The organism is Sphingopyxis sp., from assembly GCF_034380315.1.
Lineage (GTDB): Bacteria > Pseudomonadota > Alphaproteobacteria > Sphingomonadales > Sphingomonadaceae > Sphingopyxis.
In genome coordinates this window covers 49,372-70,416 of the sequence record NZ_JAXMPB010000010.1, presented here as the reverse complement: position 1 = coordinate 70,416, position 21,045 = coordinate 49,372, and the positions used below count along the sequence as shown (strand labels likewise).

Below are 21,045 nucleotides of genomic sequence, written 5' to 3'. Positions count from 1 at the left end.
AAGAAAATGGTGGAGAGGGAGATCGGGATGACCGCTTCGTTCCAGGTAACGCGCCGTGCAGCACTCGCCGGCGCCATGGGGGTCGCTTTGTCGGCGCCGATGATCGGCAAGGGTGTTTATGCATTCGCCGCGGCGCCGGGGCGCACCTATTCACGCCGGGCTGTCGATCTGGTCGCATCATCGCTCGTCATCGATATGCTCGCGCCCCTCAAAATCACCCTTGATGGAAACTATGTCGCGCATCGCCTGACCGATGCTGAGGCGGAAGAATTTCGCCGGAGCGGCATCACCGGCTTTCACAATGCCTATGGGATCGGTGGTCCGGGAGCGAAGGGGCAGGCGCTTGAATTCATGGCCGGCTGGCAGGGGTTTGCCGGACGCAACAGTCACGTCTTCACGCTCGTTGACACGGTTGAAGATCTCGACCGCGCCAAGGAAGACAGGAAATGTGCGGTCATCATGGGTATCCAGAATGCCGAGCAATTCGAGAAGGTGGAGGATGTGGCGCTGTTCCGTCGCCTTGGTCTTCGCTGCGCGCAGCTCACCTATAACACACAGAATCTGATCGGGTCGGGAAGTACCGAGCGCGTTGACGGTGGTGTCAGCGACTATGGCGCAGCGATCATCGCCGAAATGGAAAAGCAGAAGATGCTGATCGATGTGTCGCACTGCGGCGACAGGACGACATTGGACGCTATCGCCATCGCCAAGGGGCCGATCTCGATCACCCACAGCAACGCCCGCACTCTGGTGGATCATCCGCGCGTCAAGACGGACGCGGCGATTCAGGCGCTTGCCGCGAAGGGTGGGGTGATGGGTATTACCGGTGTGCGCATGTTCGTGCGCGCGAGCGATCCGACCAATGTCGGGCATATGGCCGATCATATCGATTATGTCGCAAAGCTTGTCGGGATCGATCACGTCGGCATCGGGTCCGACGCCGACCTTCACGGCTATGACGATATGAATCCCGATGAATATGCGATGCTTAAGGGGTACTACAAGGGCAGCTACGCCTTTCGCGACAAGATCGACATCGACGGCTTCGACCACCCGCTCAAGACGTTCGACCTGACCGAAGAGCTCATTCGGCGCGGCTATTCCAATGAAAACATCCGGGCCGTGCTTGGTGGCAACTTCCGCCGCCTGCTCGCCCAAGTCTGGGGGTAAGATGATGATGAAACAGCGATTGTTCGTTGCGGTAAGCGCGGCCGCGCTGCTGGCCGAGATGCCCGCGCAGGCGCGAGAAGCGGACGCTGCCGAAGCATCGGGAGAGATCGTGGTAACGGCGCAGAAGCGTGTCCAGAACCTCCAGGATGTACCGATTTCTATCAGTGTCGTCGGCGGCGAAGAACTGCAGGAACAGGGCGCCGCGTCGCTTACGGACTATGGCGGCTATGTTCCGGGGATGCAGGTGTCGAACAGCGGAACGCCCGGGCAGGCGCGTATCACGCTGCGCGGTGTTGCACCGCTCAGCGCGGCGCAGACCGTCGGCATCTATCTTGATGAGGCGCCCGTCGGATCGAGCAGCATCTACAATCGCGGGGGCAATTTTGCGCTCGACCTCCTGCCCTACGACATCGAGCGGGTAGAGGTGTTGAAGGGGCCCCAGGGCACCCTTTACGGGGCAAGCTCCATCGGCGGCCTGCTGAAATATGTAACGGTCCCGCCGAGCATGACCGATTTTCGCGTTCGCGCTGGCGTCGAGGGTTTTGACATTAAGAATGCTGGTGGGTTCGGTTGGGGCGCTCAGGCAATGGTTTCGGTGCCGCTGATACGGGACAAGCTGGCGGTAAGCGGCAGTTTTGCTTGGCGCAGTTCGCCAGGCTGGGTCGACAGCACGAACGATGCGGGATTGACCGACCAGAATGACTATGAACAGCGCGGCGGCCGCGTCGCCGTGCTGTGGCAGCCGACGCCTCAGCTTTCGGTCAAGCTGAGCGGCATTTGGCAGTCGATCGATTCTGATGGCAACGGCATTTATGCGGCAGATCTGGCTGGGGTTCGTGTCGGAAACCGACACAGCAACAAAAATTTTGTGCCCGAGCCCTATAGCTTCGATCTCGATTATTACGCCGGTACGATCGATTATGATTTCGGCGGCGCTACACTGACCTCGGCGACGACATACAGCAAGACCCGGTCGAACCAGACGCAGGATACGACTTTCGTTTATGGCGTGCTTTTCCCGCTGCTGACCGGCGGTACCGTCCCGGCGGGTATCTCGCCATTCAGCATCGACCTCCGGACGAAAAAATGGACGCAGGAAGTGCGTTTGGCTTCGCCCGGCTGCGGGCGGTTCGAATGGATGATCGGTGGTTTCTATACCGATGAGAAGGGTGGAAACGCTCAGATCGTCCGCTCGTATGACATGAACGGCAACACGATTCCGGCGCTCGATCCGTTGGCCACCGCAGGTTTGCCTACGACCTATAAGGAGTATGCAGTGTTCGGGAACGGCACCGTCCGCTTCACGGACCGGTTCGAGATGACCGCCGGCCTTCGCTGGGCGCGCAACAAGCAGAATTTCCGTCAGATAAGCAGCGGCGCGATCCTTCCGACCGCCAACAATCCGGGTAAGTCAGCGGAAAGTGTTCTGACCTATTCGGTCAGTCCGCAGTTCCGTTTAAGCGACGGCGGCATGATCTACGCCCGTGTCGCGTCGGGTTATCGCCCCGGCGGCCCCAATGTTGTGCTGCCACAGGTGCCCCCGACAGTCGATGCCGATACGCTCACCAATTATGAAGTGGGTGTGAAGGCGGATTTCGCCGACCGGATGGTGTCCGTCGATGTGGCGCTTTTCTACATGGATTGGAAAGATATTCAGGTCGCGCGCAGCTTCGGCGGCGTCACGGGTCAGGCCAATGGCGGTAAGGCGGCCAGCAAGGGGGTCGAGGGAAGCTTCGTTTTGCGCCCGGTTCCCGGCCTGTCGCTGACCGCGACCGGCGCCTATACCGATGCGACGCTCAGTGAGGATGTGCCGGACATCACGGGTCGCGATGGGGATCGCCTGCCGGCGGTGCCCAAATTCAGCGGGGCGCTGCGTGCCGACTATCAGTTCGAGCTTGGTGGAGGCCGTGCCGGCAGCTTGGGGGCCGGGATCCGCCATGCCAGCAGCCGCCTGTCGCGAGTCGAGGGCGACCCGCTGGCCGCGCGCGCGAAGCCCTATACGTCGGTCGATCTCAATGCCTCGATTGCCTTCGACGAGCATTGGACCGTGCGCGTGTATGCGCGCAATCTGCTGGACAACAAGGGAGAGATGACGCGCAGTATCGTGGCGGACGGGCTGAATCGTCCTAGCTATATGCAGATATCGCCGTTGCAGCCGAGAACAATCGGTGCTGCGCTCGACATGTCCTTCTGATCATTCTGGAGTTGGGCAAGATGAATGCGCCAACCGGCAGGCTCGGCGGGGAACTGACCCTACCGTACCCTTATTTGCTGTTCCTGGGTGGTACGACCGAGGCGAGCTATGCCAAGACGGCCTTTGGCCTTGCCGACTGGGCAAGCGATCGTTGTACCGGCGAATGGGGCATCGAAGGCTGTAGCGTATCGACGGGGCTGCCGCGCCTGTCGCCCGCTGAGGCACGCGCGGCAGGAGCGCGGGCGATGGTTATCGGCGTCGCCAACCAGGGGGGTGTGATCGATCAGGCATGGATCCCCGCACTTGTCGAGGCAATGGATGCTGGGCTCGACATAGTCAGCGGCCTCCACGCCAAGCTCACGAGCGCTCCCGCCCTTGTCGAGGCGGCGCGGCGCACGGGACAGCGGCTCATCGATATCCGCACTCCCCCTCCAGCAATCCCCACCGGCACCGGGCGCAAGCGAACCGGGCAGAGGGTGCTTACGGTCGGCACCGACTGTGCGCTCGGCAAGAAATATACAGCCCTTGCGCTGCACCGCGCGTTGGTTGCTCGCGGTGTCGATGCCGATTTCCGTGCGACCGGCCAGACCGGGATCATGATCGCTGGCGGTGGTATGCCGATGGACGCGGTGATCTCGGATTTCGAAGCTGGTGCCGCCGAAATGCTCAGTCCCGACGCCGCTCAGGATCACTGGGATGTGATCGAAGGCCAGGGATCGATCTTCAACCCCGCATACGCCCCGGTATCGCTCGGCCTGCTCCACGGCAGTCAGCCTGACGTTTTCGTCGTCTGCCATGATCCCACGCGAACGGCGATTCTTGGCATGGAAAACTTCATGCTGCCGAGCGTCGAAGAGGTGATCGACCTTACGATCCGTTTGGGACGTCTTACCAACCCTGCCATCCGTTGCGGCGGTGTCAGCCTGAACACTTTCGCTTTCGCTCCCGAAAAGGCTGAGGAACTGATGGCTTTTGAACGTGAACGCCTCCGGCTGCCTGTCGCAGATCCCGTCCGCGGTGGTGCGGCATTCGACGCGCTTGTCGAAAATATTCTCGCATGAGTGCGATCGGTAAGGCGACCTGGTTCCAACGTTTTCTGTTGCCGGGTTTCGCCCTGAAGGCCGTGATCATCGGTGGCGGCTATGCCACCGGGCGTGAACTGGCTGAATATTTCGTCCCGGCCGGGCCGTGGGGAGGCCTTGCGGGGATGCTGCTCGCCACGCTGATCTGGAGCGTCGTTGCCGCGCTGACCTTCGTGCTCGCACGCAAGCTTAATGCATATGATTATCGCAGCTTTTTCAAGGGGCTTCTTGGTCCCGGCCAGTTTGCCTTCGAGGTTGCATATCTCATTTTCGTCGTGCTGATTCTCGCGGTATTCGGCGCCGCGGCAGGAGCGATCGGTGCTGCAACTTTCGGCTGGCCCGAACTTGTGGGGACGCTGCTGCTCGGAGTTTCGATCATCGCCGTCACTGCCTGGGGAACCAGCGCCGTTGAACAGATGTTCAAATATGTCTCGATCCTGCTTTACACCGTCTATGGGTTGTTCCTGATCCTGGCGCTGGCAAGCTTCGGCGGGCTGATTGAGCAGGGGTTCGCAAATGCCTCACCGCCATCGGGAAACTGGGTCGCGGGCGGACTGACCTATGCAAGCTATAATATCGTCGGCGCGGTGATCGTCCTGCCGATGCTGCGCCACCTGACGAGCCAGCGCGATGCGGTGATCGCGGGTCTGATCGCGGGGCCGTTGTCGATGCTGCCGGCGATTTTCTTCTTCATTGCGATGATGGCGTTCTACCCGGCGATCGGTTCCGAAACCCTGCCGTCGGATTTTCTGCTGCGCCAGATGACGGTACCGGGCTTTCACCTGCTGTTTCAGGTGATGATTTTCGCGGCCCTGCTCGAAAGCGGCGTGGGCGCGGTGCACGCGATCAATGAGCGCATCTCCGGCGCGGTCGAGAGCCGTGGGCGGCCACCGCTTACGACCGGCGCTCGGGCGATTGTCGGCGCGGTGATCCTTGCCGGGTGCATGTTCGTGGCCGGCGAAGTCGGCCTCGTCGACCTGATCGCGAGTGGATATCGTTTTCTTGCCTGGCTGTTCCTCGCTGTGTTCGTCCTGCCGCTTGTTACCATCGGTGCCTGGCGCCTGATGCGCCCGTTGAATGGTTCCCCTATGGAGGCCCTGCCATGAAACGCCTGTTCCTTCTGCCGCTCATGCTGTCGGTCGCGGTCCCCGCGTGGGCGGAGCCGCCCGCCGATATCGACGCAAGCGTTGAGGCGCTGCGGAAGAAAGTCGGCGCAGTGGGCGTCTCGATCGCGATCGTCGAAGATGGGAAGACGACACTGTCGCGCGGCTGGGGCGTGCGTAGGCTGGGCGATAAGGCACCCGTCGACGCGCAGACCATCTTCCAGACAGGATCGACCGGGAAGGCGATGACCGCCGCCGCTCTTGCGGTACTTGTCGATGAAGGCAAGATCGCATGGGATGACCCGGTGATAAAGCATATGCCGTGGTTCCGCATGTACGACCCCTGGGTCACCCGCGAGATCACGATCCGCGATCTTTTGGTCCACAGGAGCGGGCTGGGGCTGGGGCAGGGTGACCTCATGTTTGTGCCGCGTACGCATCTTACACGCAGGCAGACGGTCGAACGCGTTGCGCATCTCAAGCCGAAGACGAGTTTTCGGTCGGCTTTTGCCTATGACAATATACTTTACGTCGTGGCTGGGCAGCTGATCGAGGAAGTCACTGGCCAGACATGGGAGGATTTTACGCGCGCGCGCATTCTCCGCGCAGGGGGCATGAAGAATGCAACCAGCGACAGCGATGAGCGCTTTCGCGTCGCCAACCGATCTTGGCCGCACGCGCGCTTGACCGGGCCTCTGAGAGGCATCGGGCCGCAACAAGTGCTCGACGAACGCGACGAGCTAGGCCGCAATGGTGCTCCGGCGGGCGGGCTGGCGCTTAGCGCCGACGATATGGCAGCGTGGCTCAAGATCCAGCTCGCACATGGTGCGCTTCCCGGCGGAAAACGCCTCTTCAGCGAGACGCAGGCGGCCGAGATGTGGACGCCGGTCACACCGATCCCCATTACCCCGCTGCCCGATCCGCTCAAGCCTGCCCAGCCGAACCAGAAGGCTTATGCGCTTGGGTGGCAGGCGCAGGACTATCGCGGTCAACGCATCATCCAGCACGGTGGTGGCGTCTTCGGGTCGATCACGAACGTCGTGATCATCCCTGACAAGAATGTCGCCTTCGCGATCATGCTGAACAGCGAGGACAGCGGCATGCTGCTGGGCCTGACATACGATCTGATCGACCATTATCTGGGTGTGCCCGACCACGGCTGGATCGACAAATGGGAGGATTGGCACCAGGCGCGGCTTGCGGGTGGAGCCGAGTTCCTGAAACAAACGAAAGCGTCGCCGGCTAAATCGGGACCGTCACTGCCGGTCGCGCGCTATGCTGGCCGCTACCGCGATCCCTGGTACGGCGATATTGTGATCGGGCTGGGAGCGGGCGGTCTGACGATCGATTTTACCTCGACACCGCGTATGGCCGGTCGGCTCGAACATTGGCAATATGACAGCTTCGTCACCATGTTCGACGATCCGGCGATCGAGCCTGCTTATGTAAGCTTCGCGCTCGACGCCGACGGCAAGGTGATGGGCGTGACGATGAAGCCGGTCAGCAAGATCGCCGATTTCAGTTGGGATTATCAGGATCTCGACCTGAAGCCTGTGGAGGACAAGAAATGAGGCGCGTTGCTGTCTTGTCGGCGGCGACCATGCTTGCCGCCTGCTCGGTCGGCGGTGACAAGCCGATGGCCGACGATGGCGGGGATGGCACGCCACTGCACAGCCGGATGCTTGTCCTCGATACGCATCTCGATACGCCGCTCCATTTCGAGCGCGCGGGTTGGAGCTTCGCTGACCGCCACGCGCTGTCGGATGACATGGTCCAACTCGACATTCCGCGTATGAAGGACGGCCATCTCGATGGCGGCTTCTTCGTGATCTACACCGAGCAGGGACCGCTGACCGAAAAGGGCTATGCGGACGCATTGGCGTTCGCCCGAAAGCGTTCGGATCTGATCGACAAAACTATTGCGGTGAATTCCGATGCCATTGCGCACGCACTGAACGTGGCCGATGCCGTGCGGTTGAACAAGGCGGGCAAGCTGATCGCCTTCAAGTCGATGGAGAACAGCTACCCGCTTGGCGAAGATATCTCATTGCTCAAGGAGTTTTACGACAAGGGCGTGCGTCTTGCGGGGCCGGTGCATTCGAAGGACAACCAGTTGGCCGACAGCGCGACCGGCGGGGGGCGCTGGCAGGGGCTGAGTCCGCTCGGCAAGCAGTGGGTCGCGGAGATGAACCGGCTCGGCATCGTGATCGATGCGAGCCACGCGTCGGATGCTGCGTTCGACCAGATCCTTGCGCTATCGAAATATCCGATCCTGCTTTCGCACTCGAGCCTGCGATCGGCCTATGATCACCCGCGCAACCTCGACGAGGCGCGATTGCGAGCCCTTGCGGCGAAAGGTGGCGCGATGTGCATTTCGACAATCTTCATGTCGGAGATGAACATGTCGTCTGCTCGCGGCGAGCTATTCGGCCAGTATGAGCGTATCGGGAGCATGACACCCGCCGAGCAGGCCGATCTTAATCGTCGCTGGCGGGAGCTGGACAAGAGCGAGCGGCTTTGGGCCGCTGATTTCGAAGACTATATGAAGATGACTCTTCGCGCGATCGAAGTCGCGGGGGTCGATCATATCTGCTTTGGTGCGGACTGGGACGGCGGCGGCGGCCTGCCGGGGATTGAAGATATTTCGGCGCTGCCGAAGGTGACCGAGCGGCTGAAGGCCGCAGGCTATTCAGACACCGACATCGAAAAGATGTGGAGCGGGAATATTTTGCGCCTGCTGGCAGCGCAGGGGAAATAGGCCAGCCGGTATTATCATCCCGGTAAACGTCGGCCCTGGGGCTGCGATCCGGAATTCGCCCCGGACTGTTCGCGTCGGACTGACGGGTCGCGCCCCGGCGCTAGGCGAAACCCGCGTTTCTGTTGCCGTAGCCCTATCCCCGGCGATCAACGTGATCACCTACTGAGCTTGGCGGTTGCAGGGCCGGACTGCGTTGAACGCCATGAGCGATGCAAGTCGTTGTTTGATCGGCTGCTTCATGATTGTCCGACGGGGCAGGGCTTTGGTCGGCACGGCAGCCATGTTTGATCGCTCGACCAGAACGTATCCGCTGCTCACTGAGCAGGGGCTGCTGCCCGCTACAAATTTCTTTGCATCCAAATGCGCTCAATGCTGCATCTAAGCTGTCGACATTACTGCCAACCGCCATGTGGCGCACACAGGGATATCGACAATGAAGCTATCAATCCGACGCACTCCGCTCCTATCGTCGCTTTTGGCTCCCGTTCTTGCATGCACTGCTGTCACCAGTTCGCCGGCGATCGCTGGTCCCATCAGTACCGCCATGCCGCGAACAGCTGCCGGCGAGATTGGCGAGATGATGATCGCGCATATCAATGCCGACACCCCCGAAAGCATCCAGCAATGGGCTTCGACTATCCTGTCAACATCTGTCGATGCCGATATGCGAGCGGCCATTCTCAAACAGCTTGTCGTGGCCGTGCGGGACAGTGGTGGGGTCGAGTTTGTCGATGCGCGAACGCAGGGGCCGCCGGGTATGCTCGTGGTCACCATCAAGGGACGACGGACCGGCCAACGGGTCGCGCTCGTGCTGTTGCCCGATCCGGAGCAGCCAGGAAAGCTGGCCATGGCCGACATCGTTCCGGTCGATGATCCCGCGCTCTATGCTGCCTGGCCCAAGACCGGCGCGTCGCAGGATGAGATTGCCGAGCTCGCCAATACCGCGCTGGACCAGCTTCAGCGCACGACGGATTTTTCGGGATGTCTCAGCATATCGAATGGCGCGAACATCATATTCGATGAATGCCGCGGCTTGGCTGACCGTAGTTTTGGCGTGAAGGTGGATCGCCAGACGAAATTTCACATCGGATCGATGAACAAGATGTTCACGGCGGTTGCGATCGCCCAGCTTGTCGAGACAGGCAAGTTGAGGTGGGATAGCACGCTTGCCGAAGTCGTGCCTGAGTACCCCGATCAGGCGGCGGCGGCGAAGATCACTGTGTGGCACCTCCTGCATCATACCGCCGGGCTAGGAGATTTTTTCGTTCCCGAATTTTTTCAGAATCGCGAAAAATTCGTCAATCCGGGCGACTATCTCGACCTGATTGCCCGCCAGCCAGCGCTGTCCGATCCGGGTGGGGACTGGAACTACAGCAATGCCGGATATGTGGTGCTGGGACGGATCGTCGAAAATGTCTCTGGCGAACCCTATTTCGATTATATTCAGCGGCACGTCTTTGCGCCAGCCGGCATGGCATCCAGCGGCTTCGACAGTCAGGAGGACGTCACCGAGAAACTGGCGATCGGCTATTTCAAGGAAGGGGCGTTTGCGACCTCTTGGAAAGCCAACTGGATGACCCTTCCGTTCAAGGGGAGCCCGGCTGGCGGTGGCTATTCGACCAATGGCGATTTGCTGAGATTTGCGAACGCGTTGCGCGGCGGAAAGCTGATCGGGGCGGCGACCTTGCAAAAAATGTTTGAAGATGGCGTACCGGCAGGGCCCGGAAAATATGCCGCCGGGTTCGGTGATCGCCCATCAAACGGGCGACATATCCGTGGCCATGCGGGCGGTGCCGAAGGCATGAACGCAAATCTTGCCATGGTATGGGAAACGGGCGCGGCGGTTGCCGTGACGAGCAATCAAGGCGATACCCCGACTGCCATGCTGCTGAGTGAGCGTATCGCCGATCTGCTCGCCTCGCAGGGGAAAATGCCATGATGTCCCGCTGCGCATATCCGATAATCCCGCAATTTTTTCAGGAGCGGTACCAATGGACTTTGTAATGTTCTTTATTCCCGGCGTGGTCATGCTGACCCCCGTTGCAATCCTCCTGATTTTCCTGCGCTATCGTACGGCGCTGGCGAAAGAGCGCTATCGCACGCTGTTGCAGCTTGCTGAAAAGGGCGTGGAACTTCCGCATCAACTGCTGCTCGAACCCCGTGCTTCCGACGCCGATCGGCGCCGGGCGCTGGTGCTCATAAGCGGCGGCGTCGGGTTGATGGCCATGTTCCTCGCGTTGCCGTTCGAGCTTCATAGCGGACAGCGCATTGCCAGCCTGTGGGGCTTCGGTTTGTTGCCGCTGATGACGGGACTTGGCTACCTGGCAAGCTGGTGGCTCAACCGGCGCGATGACATGCGTGGCTGATCCTGTCGACGTAATGCAAGTCGATCATGCGTTGGTGGCCCGCGTTCTACTGACGGATGATCGGCGCGCGTTTGAACAGCTGGTGCGGCGCCATCAGGGCATGGTGCGTGCGCAGCTGCGTCGCCTTCTTCGTGGCAACGAAGCCAAGGCCGATGATCTCGCGCAGGAAACATTCCTGCTGGCATGGCGCAAACTGCACCAGTTTCGTGGCGAAGCACGCTTTTCGACCTGGCTCTATCGCATCGCCTATTCCTGTTTTCTGCAAGCCCATCGAAAACAATCATCGGCAGCCGAAGGCATCGAGACCGCTGTGTTCGATCCGCCCACTATGCCGCGCGAAGCGGCCGAATTGAGGCTCGATGTCGAGCGCGCGATGCGCCACTTGTCCGCGACCGAGCAAGCCGTATTATTACATGTCGTGCAACTCGGTCTGGGGCATGATGAGGCTGCTTATGTGCTGGCCATGCCGCTTGGTACTGTGAAATCTCATGCAAGGCGGGGCAAGGCGAAGCTGCGCGCGCTGCTGGCGGACTGGCAAACGGAATCTCTGAAGGAGCGTGAACAATGAACGACGAGGCGGAGGACGTTCTTGACGCTTTGCTGCGCGAACATTTCGAAGGGCCAGTGCCAGACGAAGGCTTTTGCGCCCGCGTGGTTGATCGGCTCCCAGCCAGGCGGCGTCGCAATAATTGGCCCATGGCTGCCGGGATACTCGCTGGCGTGGCGGCGTGCTGGTTCAGTTTATGGTCGGATCCGATCACCTCTGCAGGTTGGCGGGACTGGCTTTCGGGATACCCGTCCACATCAACCATGACGCTCTTGATATCGATGATGAGCATGACGGCTTTGGCGTTGGCGTGGACGATCGCCGAGGCTGATGATCGATACGGCGGATCATCTCGCCTGGCCTTCCGATGAAAGTGCAGCGCCGGCGGCGGTACGAACGGTCCCGTTTCGCTGACCTGCTCCATTGATTGTTCGAGGTGTCCCATCGTGTCTCGACAGTCACTGCGCGAAGCGGCGGACTGACTGCTTGATGGGCTTTCACCAGTATCGACGGGATTGGATATTGCCGACACCCTTTGAATTTTCTTCTTTCCCTCGGAATGGTGAGGCGCTTCCTTCTTCATCATTCCTTGATATTAGTGCCATATTATCGTTATAATCCTTTGTTTTGAAAGAATTTTTCTGTGACGTTGCGGCTGTTCTTGTTGATTTTTGTCAGCGTTGGCCTGTCCGCGCTTGCGCAGCTTTCCTTGAAAATGGGGACGGACAAGGTTGCGGTGGGGCGGGCGCAGGGGGTTGGCGGCGAACTGCTCGGCCTTTTTCAATCGCCATGGGTTCTGGTGGGGCTGACGCTCTATGGTCTGGGCGCGATGTTGTGGCTCTTCGTATTGGGCCGCGCGCCTTTGTCGCTTGCCTATCCCTTTGTCGGAATGGGTTTCGTGCTGACCATGCTCGCCGGTGCGCTCGTGCTGGGGGAGAGTGTCGGTGTCGCGCGCGTGGCGGGGACCTTGATGATCGCGGCGGGCTGCGTCCTTGTCGCGCGATCGGCCTGACGGCCTTCCATGCGTGGGTCGTCCGTGTCCGATCACACCGCTCCCATTCCATTGTTCGTGGATGTCGACGGCACATTGACGCGCGCCGACATTTCGCTCGAGAGCTTCGTGCGGATCGGGCGGTCGGGCCTTCTGGCTTTCATGGCGTTGATCGTCTGGCTTCTTCGCGGGCGGGCGATTGCCAAAACAATGGCGGCACGACGCGACCGGGTGGATGTCTCGGCGCTTCCTTATCGGCTCGAGGTGCTCAACCTGATCGAAAGCGCGAAAGCCGATGGACGCCCCGTTATCCTGGCGAGCGCCAGCCACTGGCGCAACATCCGCCGTGTTGCGGAGCATCTGGAACTTTCGGAGCCCATTCTCGCCACGCGCGGACGTCGCAACCTGAAAGGGGCCGCCAAGCTGGAGGCGATACGGCAGCGGACAGGCGGGCAGGGCGAGTTCGACTATGTCGGGGACAGCCGCGCCGATCGCTGTATCTGGCGCGAGGCGCGACAGAGCTGGTCGGTGGGTGATATTCCGCCGGGGACGGCGGTCGAGCGGCTGGGCGCGCATCCGATCGGCTTTGCGCGCGCGGCGATGCGGGCGATGCGGCCCCATCAATGGAGCAAGAACCTGCTGGTTCTGGTGCCCTTGATCACGTCTGGGCTGTTGGTAAAGCCTTCGGCCGTTCTGACCGGATTGATGGCAGCGGTGCTGATGTCGCTCATCGCCTCGGCCATTTATCTCGTCAACGACCTGTTCGACATGGACGCCGACCGGCTGCACCGTACCAAAAGATATCGACCACTGGCCGCTGGCGACCTGTCGATACCCGCCGCGATCGGCCTCTCGCTGTTCCTCGGAACTGCGGGCATGGTAGGCGGGTGGCTGCTCGGCGGGTGGAGCCTGTTGCTGTGGCTGCTGGTTTATGTCGCTATCACAACGCTCTATTCGATCCGGCTGAAGTCCGTAATGGTCGCCGATGCTATCGTCCTGGCGGCGCTTTACACCATTCGTATCCTTATCGGCAGTGTGGCGATCGGCGTGTCGCTGAGCTTCTGGTTGCTGCTTTTTTCGGTCTTTCTGTTTCTGAGCCTTGCCTATCTGAAGCGCTATATTGAGATGCGCGACGCCATCAGTCCCGATCGTTTGCTGAGCGGTCGCGGGTATGTCGGCCAGGATCTCGATGTGGTGATGATGTCGGGCATTGCGTCCGGCATGGTGGCGATCCTGGTGCTCGCACTGTTCGCGCACGACCCGGAAACCGTCCGCCATTATGCGGTGCCCGAACTGCTGTGGCTGTTGTGCCTGCCGTTGCTCTATTGGATCAATCGTCTGTGGATGATGGCGCGGCGTGGCGAGGTCGATGGCGACCCAGTCGCTTTTGCTGTTCGCGACGGGCGCAGCATTGCGGTCGGAGCGATCATGACCGCGATCTTTCTGGCTGCGCTCTATGGCACGGTGCCCGATATGTTGGTGGCGGGCGGTTGATGCGCAGGGCGCGGGGCGTGAGCGGTGCAACCCTTGGGGCAAGGCTGCGTGTCATAGCCTGTCGCCACGATCGCCTAGCTCCGTTGATCTTCTGCCTCGTGGCCGCGCTGTGCGCGGCATTTTTGTCGGGTATGAACTTCCCCGAACAGAATAACCGCTGGCAGATTCCCGTCGTACTCGATTTCGCCGGATCGATGGAAGGGCCGCACGACCGCTATTCGCAAAGCTTCGCCAACTTCATCAGCCTGTTCTGGATCGGTGTCCGCAGTTTTACGCACGAAGGCAATATCCAGTCGGTCTTCGTCGCGATTCAACTTGCGGGCAATGCCTTGCTGGCGAGCGCGATCTTCACTCTCCTTCGGACGGGAGGCGGTGCGCCTTGGCCCGCTGCGTTCGTCACCGGCTTTCTGTGCTTCGCCTATGGCCTTTGGGGCGCGACGGCGCTGGGCTATTCGGAACTGTTCGTCACCTATGCGACCCACACCCAATATGCGATCGCCTTGGCGCTGTTCGGTCTTGCCAGCATCATGGCGGGGCGCCCCGCTCTGTCGGGTGTCCTGGTCGGGGTTGCTGCGAACATCAATCTGTTCATGGCGGTTTGGAGCGCGGCGGCGGTAGGGGGCGCTCTGATCGCCATCCACGGTAGGGTCGCGATGCGGGAGCAGTTCCGCTTTGCACTGCCTTTCCTGGTTCTGGCGGCGCCGGTGACGTTCTGGGGGCTGATGGCAAGCCGCGGCGGCGATGCCATTCCCATATCTTTCTTTCGCGAGTTTCTCGCGGGCCATGTCTATGGCCTCGATTATCCCAAGGCGCTGGTACAAAGCTTTTGCCTGATGTTCACCGGGGGGCTCGCCATCCGTTTCGCCTTGCCCGACGGTGCTGGGCGTCGGCTGTCGGCGGTAATGCTCGCGGCTTCGGCAGTTCTCGTCGTGGCAACCGCTATACCCTATCTAACCGAGCGGACGCTGCTTTTGTTGCTGCATCCGCTGCGTTTCACCAGCATTCCAGTTCTTCTGACGGCGGTTTGCGCCGGCGCGCTCGTCATCGCGGCGCTGACCGGGCGCGATGGGAACGGAAAGCTATCGATTCCACTCTTTGCGGCCGCCACGGCGCTTGCTGGTTTTGCCCTGAAGTCGCCCATCGTGAGTATTTTCGGCTTCGCATTGGCGACCCCGATATCGCATTCAAACGCGCGCAAAGCGGCGATGGCGCTGGCGGTCGCTTCCGTACTCGCGCTGTTCCTGCCCGCCCCGCCTGCCGACATCCCGGGGAAGGCGGCGTTGGCTTTTGTCCTGATGGCCATGGTCCTGACCGCCGCAGTGTTGATACGGCCCGAAGCTGCGCCAGCCTCGTTGCGGTTGACGGTGGCGGCCCTCGGTGCTGTCGTAACCGTGTCGCCGTCGCTCCATGTCGCCGCGGCTTCGGTTTTGACGGCAGCCGCCATTCTGTTCTCGCTTTTGCCAAGGCGATGGGAACGGGTTGGAACGGCATTCGCAACGGTCGCGCTGGTTGCTGTTCTATGGTCGGTCCGAGGCGATGTGCCCACTCTGGCGCTTGTCGGTGGCGGCAGCGCGCTTCTGCTGTTCGTCCCGATGATGCCAGGGTATTTGATGCTACGGCCGCTCGCACGCGCCGGGGTGGTCATGCTGGTCCCGCTGTTGATTGTGGCTGGCTTTGCCAACGGCCTTCGCGATGCTTTTTCACCGTCGCCAACTGCGGCACAAATCGATTTTCTCGCCGCGCAGCGCTGGGCCCGTGCGAACGCGCCCCCTGATGCGCTGTTCCTGCCGCTGGGTGTCGAGGACGGCTTTGCCCTTTTTTCGCGGAGACCCGTGTGGTGGGAGGAGTCGCAAGGCGCCGCCGTTCTTTGGCAGCCGTCCTTCTATCCCATCTGGTCATCGCGCAAGGCTGCGCTGCAGGGTCTTTCCGGGTCGACGGAAATTGAAAGTTTCGCGCGGCGGGAAGGGATCGCCTATCTTGTCGTACCGTCGATCAACGCGGGCGGCTTCGCAAATGTGAACATCGCCTATACCAACCCGCATGTTTCGATTTTGAGCCTGGCGCCTTCCTCGATACCGCCTTGAATCGCTGCAAAAAAGCCCCGCATCCAATGGACGCCCTGACCAGAACAGGGTGTGCAAAGCGAGGCCCCCGATGGCGCCGGTCGTCATCCGGTCGGTGATGCGCCAATATCCCCGCAGCACATTGATAAAGTTCAGGATCTTGGCCACGGGAATATTCTCTTCGGTCCATGAGAATAAATTGCTTCACCGCGCCACACGAGCAGCGGGGACGTAGGGCAGGAGAAGTGGGGCCGGCCGTTTGAAGATTTCCCCCAAGTCGCGGACAGGCGATCTGATCTTCGACTTACATTTGCCTGCTAGGGAAGCGAATTCCGGGCAGGAGTTGATGGTCATGCGCAAGCGGACTCTTTGGGTTAGTGCATTCGTAGCGCTGGGATTGATGACGGTCAGTGCTGGCGCCCTATGGTGGAGCAGCGTGGATATTGATGGGCAACACGTCGCCGATCCGGCAACGCGGCCCGAGCAACTGGATTTCATGCAGAATGCTGTGAACGAAAAGCGTGGCCGGATACTGGCCGTGGTCACCAGCACGGGGCGGGCGCCAAACACGGATATCAATGCAGGCCTTGAACTGACCGAACTGGCGCGCGCTTATTATGTTTTCAAGGCGAACGGTTTTGAGGTGGACATCGCCAGCCCGCAAGGCGGACGCCCGCCGATCAACATCGATGAGGAACTGTTCGAGGCTGATTACGCCTTCCTCAACGACAAGATTGCCCAAGCGCAAATCGCAAATACCCTCAAGGTTTCCGATGTCGACCCGCGCGGGTACGAAGCTGTCTATTTCGTTGGCGGCAAGGGAGCCATGTTTGATTTTCCCGGGAATTTGCCGGTCCAGGGCCTGGTCGCCGAAATCTATGGGCGCGGGGGTGTCGTCGGCGCGGTCTGCCATGGTCCGGCTGCGCTCATCGGTGCGCGGACCAAATCGGGCGAGCCGCTATTCCGTGGAAAGCGCTTGACGGCCTTCACTGACGAGGAAGAACTGTTCATCATCGGCAATGCGCGTGAGGTGTTTCCTTTCCTGCTTGAAGAAAGACTGCGATCGACCGATGTCCAATATCTCGAGGGCCCGAAGTATCTCGACCACACGATCATCGACGGCAAATTGGTGACCGGCCAAAATCCTTGGTCGACGTGGTCGGTTGCAGAAGGCATGGTTCGCGCACTGGGCTACACGCCTGTTCGGCGGGAACCGACAGGCGAGGAAAAGGCGATCCGGATACTGGCTGCCTATCGGGGGAAGGGGCTGGATGCAGCGAGGTTGGCAGCCGACAAGATGCCGGGCTTCGACAAACGTACCCTGCTTCTTCATTCCGTGATTGAAATCATGGACGGAAATGTCGCGGATGCGTTCCGCATCCAGCGACTGGTACATTGACGCCCCATGGCCGAGATTTCGCCTCGGCGACCGATACGTCTCTTGCTAGTGGAAGACGATTTCGACGTGTCGGCCGGCTTGGCCGATTACCTGGTGCCGCACGGAGTCTCGGTAGAATTCTCCTATTCCGTCCGTTCCGCGCTGGCCCTCGCGCTGGAGCGCGAATTTGACGTCGCGGTGCTGGATATCGAACTGCCTGACGGCGACGGACGTGATCTTTGCAGATCCTTGCGTTCGTCTGGCTTTAACAAGCCGATCATAATGCTCACCGCTCGGGCAAGCTTGGACGATAAGCTGGCAGGTTTCGACGCCGGAGCCGTCGATTATATGGTAAAGCCCTTTGCCCCCGCCGAGTTGAAGGCGCGGATTTTCGCGCTTCATCGACAGGTTGAGCTGCGCAGTTCGCAGGCGTCCGTTGAAGCGTGCGGATTCAGTTTTTCGTTGCAAACCGGGGTGCTGCGCCATGGACCGGAACAGCTTGTCCTGGCGGGGGCTGCGTTCGAGATCCTGAAAATTCTGATCGCTCGAAGCCCGGGAATTGTTCGTCGCAGCGAGATTGAAGAACTGCTCTGGCAAGGTGATGCGCCAGCCAGCGACCCACTGCGCATGCACATCTATGAGTTGCGCAAGCTGTTGACCGCAACCTTTGGCCAACAGCCGATTGTGACCGTTCGCGGTGCTGGATACCGATTTGGAGCGACAGATGCCGACCTATAGCCTTCGCGTGCTCATCGTTCGGCAGTGGACGCTATTTGCCGGCTGCGCCGCCGTTTTGCTGTGCGGTGGCACGCTCGTCACATCCTATATGGTCGAAGACAGCATGATCGATCGGAAGCTCGCCGCTGTGGCGGCTGGCCTATCCGATGGATCGGCCAGAAAACCGTCACTGCCGCCGGCGATGCATGTTTATACGAACGGTGACATCCCGATCGATATCGGTGAACGGGCTGCCAACTTGGCTTCGCGTGAGATAGCCGAGTTAAGGCGCACTGACGGGCGGTATGTCCATGTCATGCGGCTCGCAACAAATGGTACATTGTCCGTGCTGGTCTATGATGTGTCAGACAGCATGGTTGTGTCCTCGTTCTGGCCGAGCGCGATTGTCATCGCCGCCGGCGTCACGGGGCTTTTCATCATTGCTGCATGGATCATGGCCAATGCGCTGGCCGCAAGGATTGTTCGCGATACGGAGCAGATTGCGGGGCAGTTGGATCAGATTTCAGATCCATCGCAACTGCGGGAAATCGCCGCCCATCAGCGCGTGTCCGAAATCGCCCATATGCTCGATATCCACGCCGATCTCTGGGCAAGGCAACATGCGCTGGTCGATACGGAGCGCACGAATCTGGCCTTTCTTGGTCACGAATTGCGAACGCCTATGCAGTCAGCGATCAACGCCCATGCGCTGCTTTTTGATAGCCGCCACGATGAAGCGGCTTGGGAAAGACTGTCGCGTGCGCTCAGCCGGCTTCAGCGAGCGAATAATGCCATGCTGTGGATGGCCAGCGGCAAGCGAGCCTCCGCTGATGAGCCTGTGGCTCTGGCTTGCGTCTTGTCGGATCTGGCAGACGAACTGGCGCCACTGGCGCACTGGAGAGACAAGGAATTTGACGTCCGGATCACCAGCGACCCGAAGCGATCGGTTCCGCGCGAAGTCATTGAGGTTATCTTTGCCAATCTTCTTCGCAACGGGATCGACCATGCCGGAGACAGAAGGGTGGGGGTCACGCTCTCTATAACCGAGCTTGTTGTCGCCAACACCGTCAATCCAAAGCAGCGGAGCCTCGGCTTTGGGATCGGCCTGAAAATTGCGCAGCGGCTTAGTGAACAGTCAGGATGGATGCTGCGATTCCAAAATGTTGCCGGTGTCTTTGTCGCAACGCTCGACTTCGGAAACGAGTAAACAGCAATGTCCTTGATAAAGAAAATTGGAAAGTTTCTGGTCGCGGCGCTGGCCTTGGCCATTCTGCTCGTGGTAGCGGCAATTTTTTGGCCCGTTCGCTCCGCTCCGCTGCCGGACCCGATGGCCGACCGGCTCATCAGCAATGTCCACGTGGTCGATGTACGGACGGGTGACCTGGGTTCGCTTGCAGATGTCATGATCCGGGACGGCCGGATCGTCGAAATCGGGCCAAGCCTGCAACCCGGTCCCGACATGCCTGTGCTTGACGGCAAGGGAGGCTATCTGGTTCCGGGCTTCTGGGACATGCATGTGCATGCCTTCCAGCTGTCTCCTCAAATGCACCTGCCGCTTTTTGTTGCCAATGGCGTCACCGGCGTGCGCGACATGATGGACTGTCCCGAAACCAAGGATCCCCTGATCGCGTGCGTTGAGGATAAACGGCGCTGGACGCGCAGCGTTTCGGCAGGAAAAATGACCAGCCCGCGGTTTGTTGAAGTCGCCAGCTTTTACTTCGACAATGGTGAGATGTCGCCAGCCGAAGCGGTTGCGCGGGCCCGGACATATGGCAAGCGCGGCGTGGACCGGTTGAAAGTGTACAATGGTGTATCGCGCGAAACATATTTCGCTCTTGCAAAGGAAGGGCGTGCACTGGGAATTTCGCTGGTCGGACATTTGCCCAAGGCTGTGAAATTTCAAGAAGCCATCGCCAGCGGACAACTCAGTTTTGAACATGCGCATTTGCTGGTGAGAGCATGTGCGCGGCAGGAACATGACTGGCGAACGGGGGTGATGGAGAATGCGCCGCCGGTCGAAGTCATCGAAAAAATGGTCGATTCCTTCGACACCCGAAAATGCGACACGCTGCTACAGCGCTTGAAAGCTTCGAACAGCTGGCTTGTTCCTACCCATGTGACCCGTGAAGAAGATGCGCGAGCGCATGAAAGCAACTTCGTTAACGACCCCCGGCTCGACTATCTCGACCCATTATCGCGCTGGGCATATGGCGATGACCTTGCTTCGACTGCGGCACAATTTAAGGGTCGTCGCGGCGCCAACGCTCTTGATCGTTATTTCGAAGCGGGCCTAAGGCTGACAGGAGCGGCGCATTCGGCGGGCGTTCCCATTCTTGTCGGGACGGATACGGCGATCGGCGGGTTTCGCTATCATGATGAGATGGCACTCCTTCATCGCGCCGGAATGACACCGGCGTCAATTCTGAAAGCGGCAACCGCCGATGCGGCTCGCTACGCGGGCAAGGAGCGTGATTTCGGCACGGTCAGCGTGGGCAAGGTTGCCGACTTGGTTCTGCTGCGTGCCAATCCCGTGGCTGATATCGGAAACACCCGCACGATAGAGGCGGTCGTCTTGGGCGGGCGCCTTTATGATCGCAGGCGCCTCGACCAGCTTCTCGATTTTACCAAGTCCCAAGCGCATGCACCCGCGAATTGGGTGAAGCTTGTCTGGGGCTTCCTGACCAGCCCCGTCGCGTCGGAGCTCTGAGAGGGGAGAAGCCCGGTGACGGGGGCTGGCAATACGTCGGCTCAAAGATCATCTACCCGGATCGATCGGTGGGCGAACGAACTGCTTGGGAGGCATGCCCCCATGATCGGATTGCCCGAGCCTCTGCTGGAGTTCGCCGGCAAGGCCCGAGTGCGGGCGCTGAGTGTTGTAATAGGTGATCCACCGACCCGATATGCATGCTGACGCGGATCTCAGCCTCGCACAGCGCACTGGCGAAGGCGAAGCTGGTAAATTGGCAGCCCTAGCGGCGGAAAATGTACCCGCCATCCCGCGATAGCTTGCCGATCCCACGACGCGATCTTCATGTGGTGAACGCCATGCTTTGCGGCCAACTCCGCCAGCGTCAGATCGCCCCGAACGCTTCCAGCGCCACATTCGCCTTGAAATCCGCGCCGTAGCGCTTCCTCGTCGCCTCCATTCTCGTACCAGCCCTTCAGGTCGGGCTAGCTTAACA

At 60.3% G+C, this 21,045-nt stretch carries 17 protein-coding genes and 1 pseudogene; 17 read left to right on the top strand and 1 reads right to left on the bottom strand.

Annotated features, from left to right (window positions below):
* Nucleotides 1-27 precede the first annotated feature (27 nt).
* The 17 genes from U0S50_RS16200 to U0S50_RS16120 all read left to right on the top strand — a co-directional run bounded on the left by U0S50_RS16200 (nucleotide 28) and on the right by U0S50_RS16120 (nucleotide 20,570).
* Complete coding sequence (locus U0S50_RS16200; protein ID WP_322309714.1) at nucleotides 28-1,170, top strand: dipeptidase; 1,143 nt, start codon at nucleotides 28-30, stop codon at nucleotides 1,168-1,170.
* A 1-nt stretch (nucleotide 1,171) separates the two neighbouring features.
* Entirely contained in the window at nucleotides 1,172-3,364 is a 2,193-nt protein-coding gene (locus U0S50_RS16195) for a TonB-dependent receptor (RefSeq protein ID WP_322309713.1), read from the top strand.
* A gap of 20 nt (nucleotides 3,365-3,384) precedes the next feature.
* Nucleotides 3,385-4,425, top strand: a complete 1,041-nt coding sequence (locus U0S50_RS16190; RefSeq protein WP_322309712.1) for a DUF1611 domain-containing protein — start codon at nucleotides 3,385-3,387, stop codon at nucleotides 4,423-4,425.
* Nucleotides 4,422-5,552: a hypothetical protein gene (locus U0S50_RS16185; protein ID WP_322309711.1), complete on the top strand. Its 1,131-nt coding sequence runs from the start codon at nucleotides 4,422-4,424 to the stop codon at nucleotides 5,550-5,552. Before U0S50_RS16190 ends, U0S50_RS16185 begins: the two co-directional genes overlap by 4 nt.
* Complete coding sequence (locus tag U0S50_RS16180; RefSeq protein ID WP_322309710.1) at nucleotides 5,549-7,120, top strand: serine hydrolase; 1,572 nt, start codon at nucleotides 5,549-5,551, stop codon at nucleotides 7,118-7,120. The genes U0S50_RS16185 and U0S50_RS16180 overlap by 4 nt, the downstream gene beginning before the upstream one ends.
* Nucleotides 7,117-8,307, top strand: a complete 1,191-nt coding sequence (locus U0S50_RS16175) for a dipeptidase (RefSeq protein WP_322309709.1) — start codon at nucleotides 7,117-7,119, stop codon at nucleotides 8,305-8,307. The genes U0S50_RS16180 and U0S50_RS16175 overlap by 4 nt, the downstream gene beginning before the upstream one ends.
* A 544-nt stretch (nucleotides 8,308-8,851) precedes the next feature.
* Nucleotides 8,852-10,246 carry a serine hydrolase domain-containing protein gene (locus U0S50_RS16170; protein ID WP_322309708.1) on the top strand — a complete coding sequence of 465 codons (1,395 nt, stop codon included), beginning with the start codon at nucleotides 8,852-8,854 and terminating at the stop codon, nucleotides 10,244-10,246.
* A 64-nt stretch (nucleotides 10,247-10,310) separates the two neighbouring features.
* Entirely contained in the window at nucleotides 10,311-10,673 is a 363-nt protein-coding gene (locus U0S50_RS16165; protein WP_322309707.1) for a DUF6249 domain-containing protein, read from the top strand.
* On the top strand, nucleotides 10,666-11,241 hold the full coding sequence (locus U0S50_RS16160; RefSeq protein ID WP_322309706.1) for an RNA polymerase sigma factor: 576 nt from the start codon (nucleotides 10,666-10,668) through the stop codon (nucleotides 11,239-11,241). Before U0S50_RS16165 ends, U0S50_RS16160 begins: the two co-directional genes overlap by 8 nt.
* Nucleotides 11,238-11,591, top strand: a complete 354-nt coding sequence (locus tag U0S50_RS16155; RefSeq protein WP_322309705.1) for a hypothetical protein — start codon at nucleotides 11,238-11,240, stop codon at nucleotides 11,589-11,591. Before U0S50_RS16160 ends, U0S50_RS16155 begins: the two co-directional genes overlap by 4 nt.
* A 272-nt stretch (nucleotides 11,592-11,863) precedes the next feature.
* Nucleotides 11,864-12,232, top strand: coding sequence for a hypothetical protein (locus U0S50_RS16150; RefSeq protein ID WP_322309704.1), 369 nt, complete (start codon nucleotides 11,864-11,866; stop codon nucleotides 12,230-12,232).
* Nucleotides 12,233-12,256: 24 nt separating this feature from the next.
* Entirely contained in the window at nucleotides 12,257-13,705 is a 1,449-nt protein-coding gene (locus U0S50_RS16145; protein WP_322309703.1) for a UbiA family prenyltransferase, read from the top strand.
* Between the two features lie 17 nt (nucleotides 13,706-13,722).
* Nucleotides 13,723-15,789 carry a hypothetical protein gene (locus U0S50_RS16140; RefSeq protein WP_322309702.1) on the top strand — a complete coding sequence of 689 codons (2,067 nt, stop codon included), beginning with the start codon at nucleotides 13,723-13,725 and terminating at the stop codon, nucleotides 15,787-15,789.
* A 238-nt stretch (nucleotides 15,790-16,027) separates the two neighbouring features.
* Complete coding sequence (locus U0S50_RS16135; protein ID WP_322309701.1) at nucleotides 16,028-17,167, top strand: type 1 glutamine amidotransferase domain-containing protein; 1,140 nt, start codon at nucleotides 16,028-16,030, stop codon at nucleotides 17,165-17,167.
* A gap of 6 nt (nucleotides 17,168-17,173) precedes the next feature.
* A complete protein-coding gene (locus U0S50_RS16130) occupies nucleotides 17,174-17,884 on the top strand; it encodes a response regulator transcription factor (protein ID WP_322309700.1) in 711 nt (236 codons plus the stop codon).
* Nucleotides 17,871-19,070 carry a HAMP domain-containing sensor histidine kinase gene (locus tag U0S50_RS16125; RefSeq protein ID WP_322309699.1) on the top strand — a complete coding sequence of 400 codons (1,200 nt, stop codon included), beginning with the start codon at nucleotides 17,871-17,873 and terminating at the stop codon, nucleotides 19,068-19,070. Before U0S50_RS16130 ends, U0S50_RS16125 begins: the two co-directional genes overlap by 14 nt.
* Nucleotides 19,071-19,082: 12 nt before the next feature.
* Nucleotides 19,083-20,570: an amidohydrolase family protein gene (locus tag U0S50_RS16120; protein WP_322309698.1), complete on the top strand. Its 1,488-nt coding sequence runs from the start codon at nucleotides 19,083-19,085 to the stop codon at nucleotides 20,568-20,570.
* 255 nt (nucleotides 20,571-20,825) lie between these two features.
* Here U0S50_RS16120 and U0S50_RS16115 read toward each other — a convergent pair.
* Nucleotides 20,826-21,009, bottom strand: a pseudogene (locus U0S50_RS16115) (transposase); the annotation flags it as partial.
* Nucleotides 21,010-21,045: the final 36 nt, after the last annotated feature.

Excerpts from the sequence above, each read along its gene's own strand:
- U0S50_RS16125 (WP_322309699.1), top strand. The coding sequence starts at position 17,871 with ATGCCGACCTATAGCCTTCGCGTGCTCATCGTTCGGCAGTGGACGCTA.
- U0S50_RS16175 (WP_322309709.1), top strand. The coding sequence starts at position 7,117 with ATGAGGCGCGTTGCTGTCTTGTCGGCGGCGACCATGCTTGCCGCCTGC.
- U0S50_RS16180 (WP_322309710.1), top strand. The coding sequence starts at position 5,549 with ATGAAACGCCTGTTCCTTCTGCCGCTCATGCTGTCGGTCGCGGTCCCC.
- U0S50_RS16185 (WP_322309711.1), top strand. The coding sequence starts at position 4,422 with ATGAGTGCGATCGGTAAGGCGACCTGGTTCCAACGTTTTCTGTTGCCG.
- U0S50_RS16130 (WP_322309700.1), top strand. The coding sequence starts at position 17,174 with ATGGCCGAGATTTCGCCTCGGCGACCGATACGTCTCTTGCTAGTGGAA.
- U0S50_RS16165 (WP_322309707.1), top strand. The coding sequence starts at position 10,311 with ATGTTCTTTATTCCCGGCGTGGTCATGCTGACCCCCGTTGCAATCCTC.
- U0S50_RS16155 (WP_322309705.1), top strand. The coding sequence starts at position 11,238 with ATGAACGACGAGGCGGAGGACGTTCTTGACGCTTTGCTGCGCGAACAT.
- U0S50_RS16190 (WP_322309712.1), top strand. The coding sequence starts at position 3,385 with ATGAATGCGCCAACCGGCAGGCTCGGCGGGGAACTGACCCTACCGTAC.
- U0S50_RS16170 (WP_322309708.1), top strand. The coding sequence starts at position 8,852 with ATGCCGCGAACAGCTGCCGGCGAGATTGGCGAGATGATGATCGCGCAT.
- U0S50_RS16200 (WP_322309714.1), top strand. The coding sequence starts at position 28 with ATGACCGCTTCGTTCCAGGTAACGCGCCGTGCAGCACTCGCCGGCGCC.
- U0S50_RS16195 (WP_322309713.1), top strand. The coding sequence starts at position 1,172 with ATGATGATGAAACAGCGATTGTTCGTTGCGGTAAGCGCGGCCGCGCTG.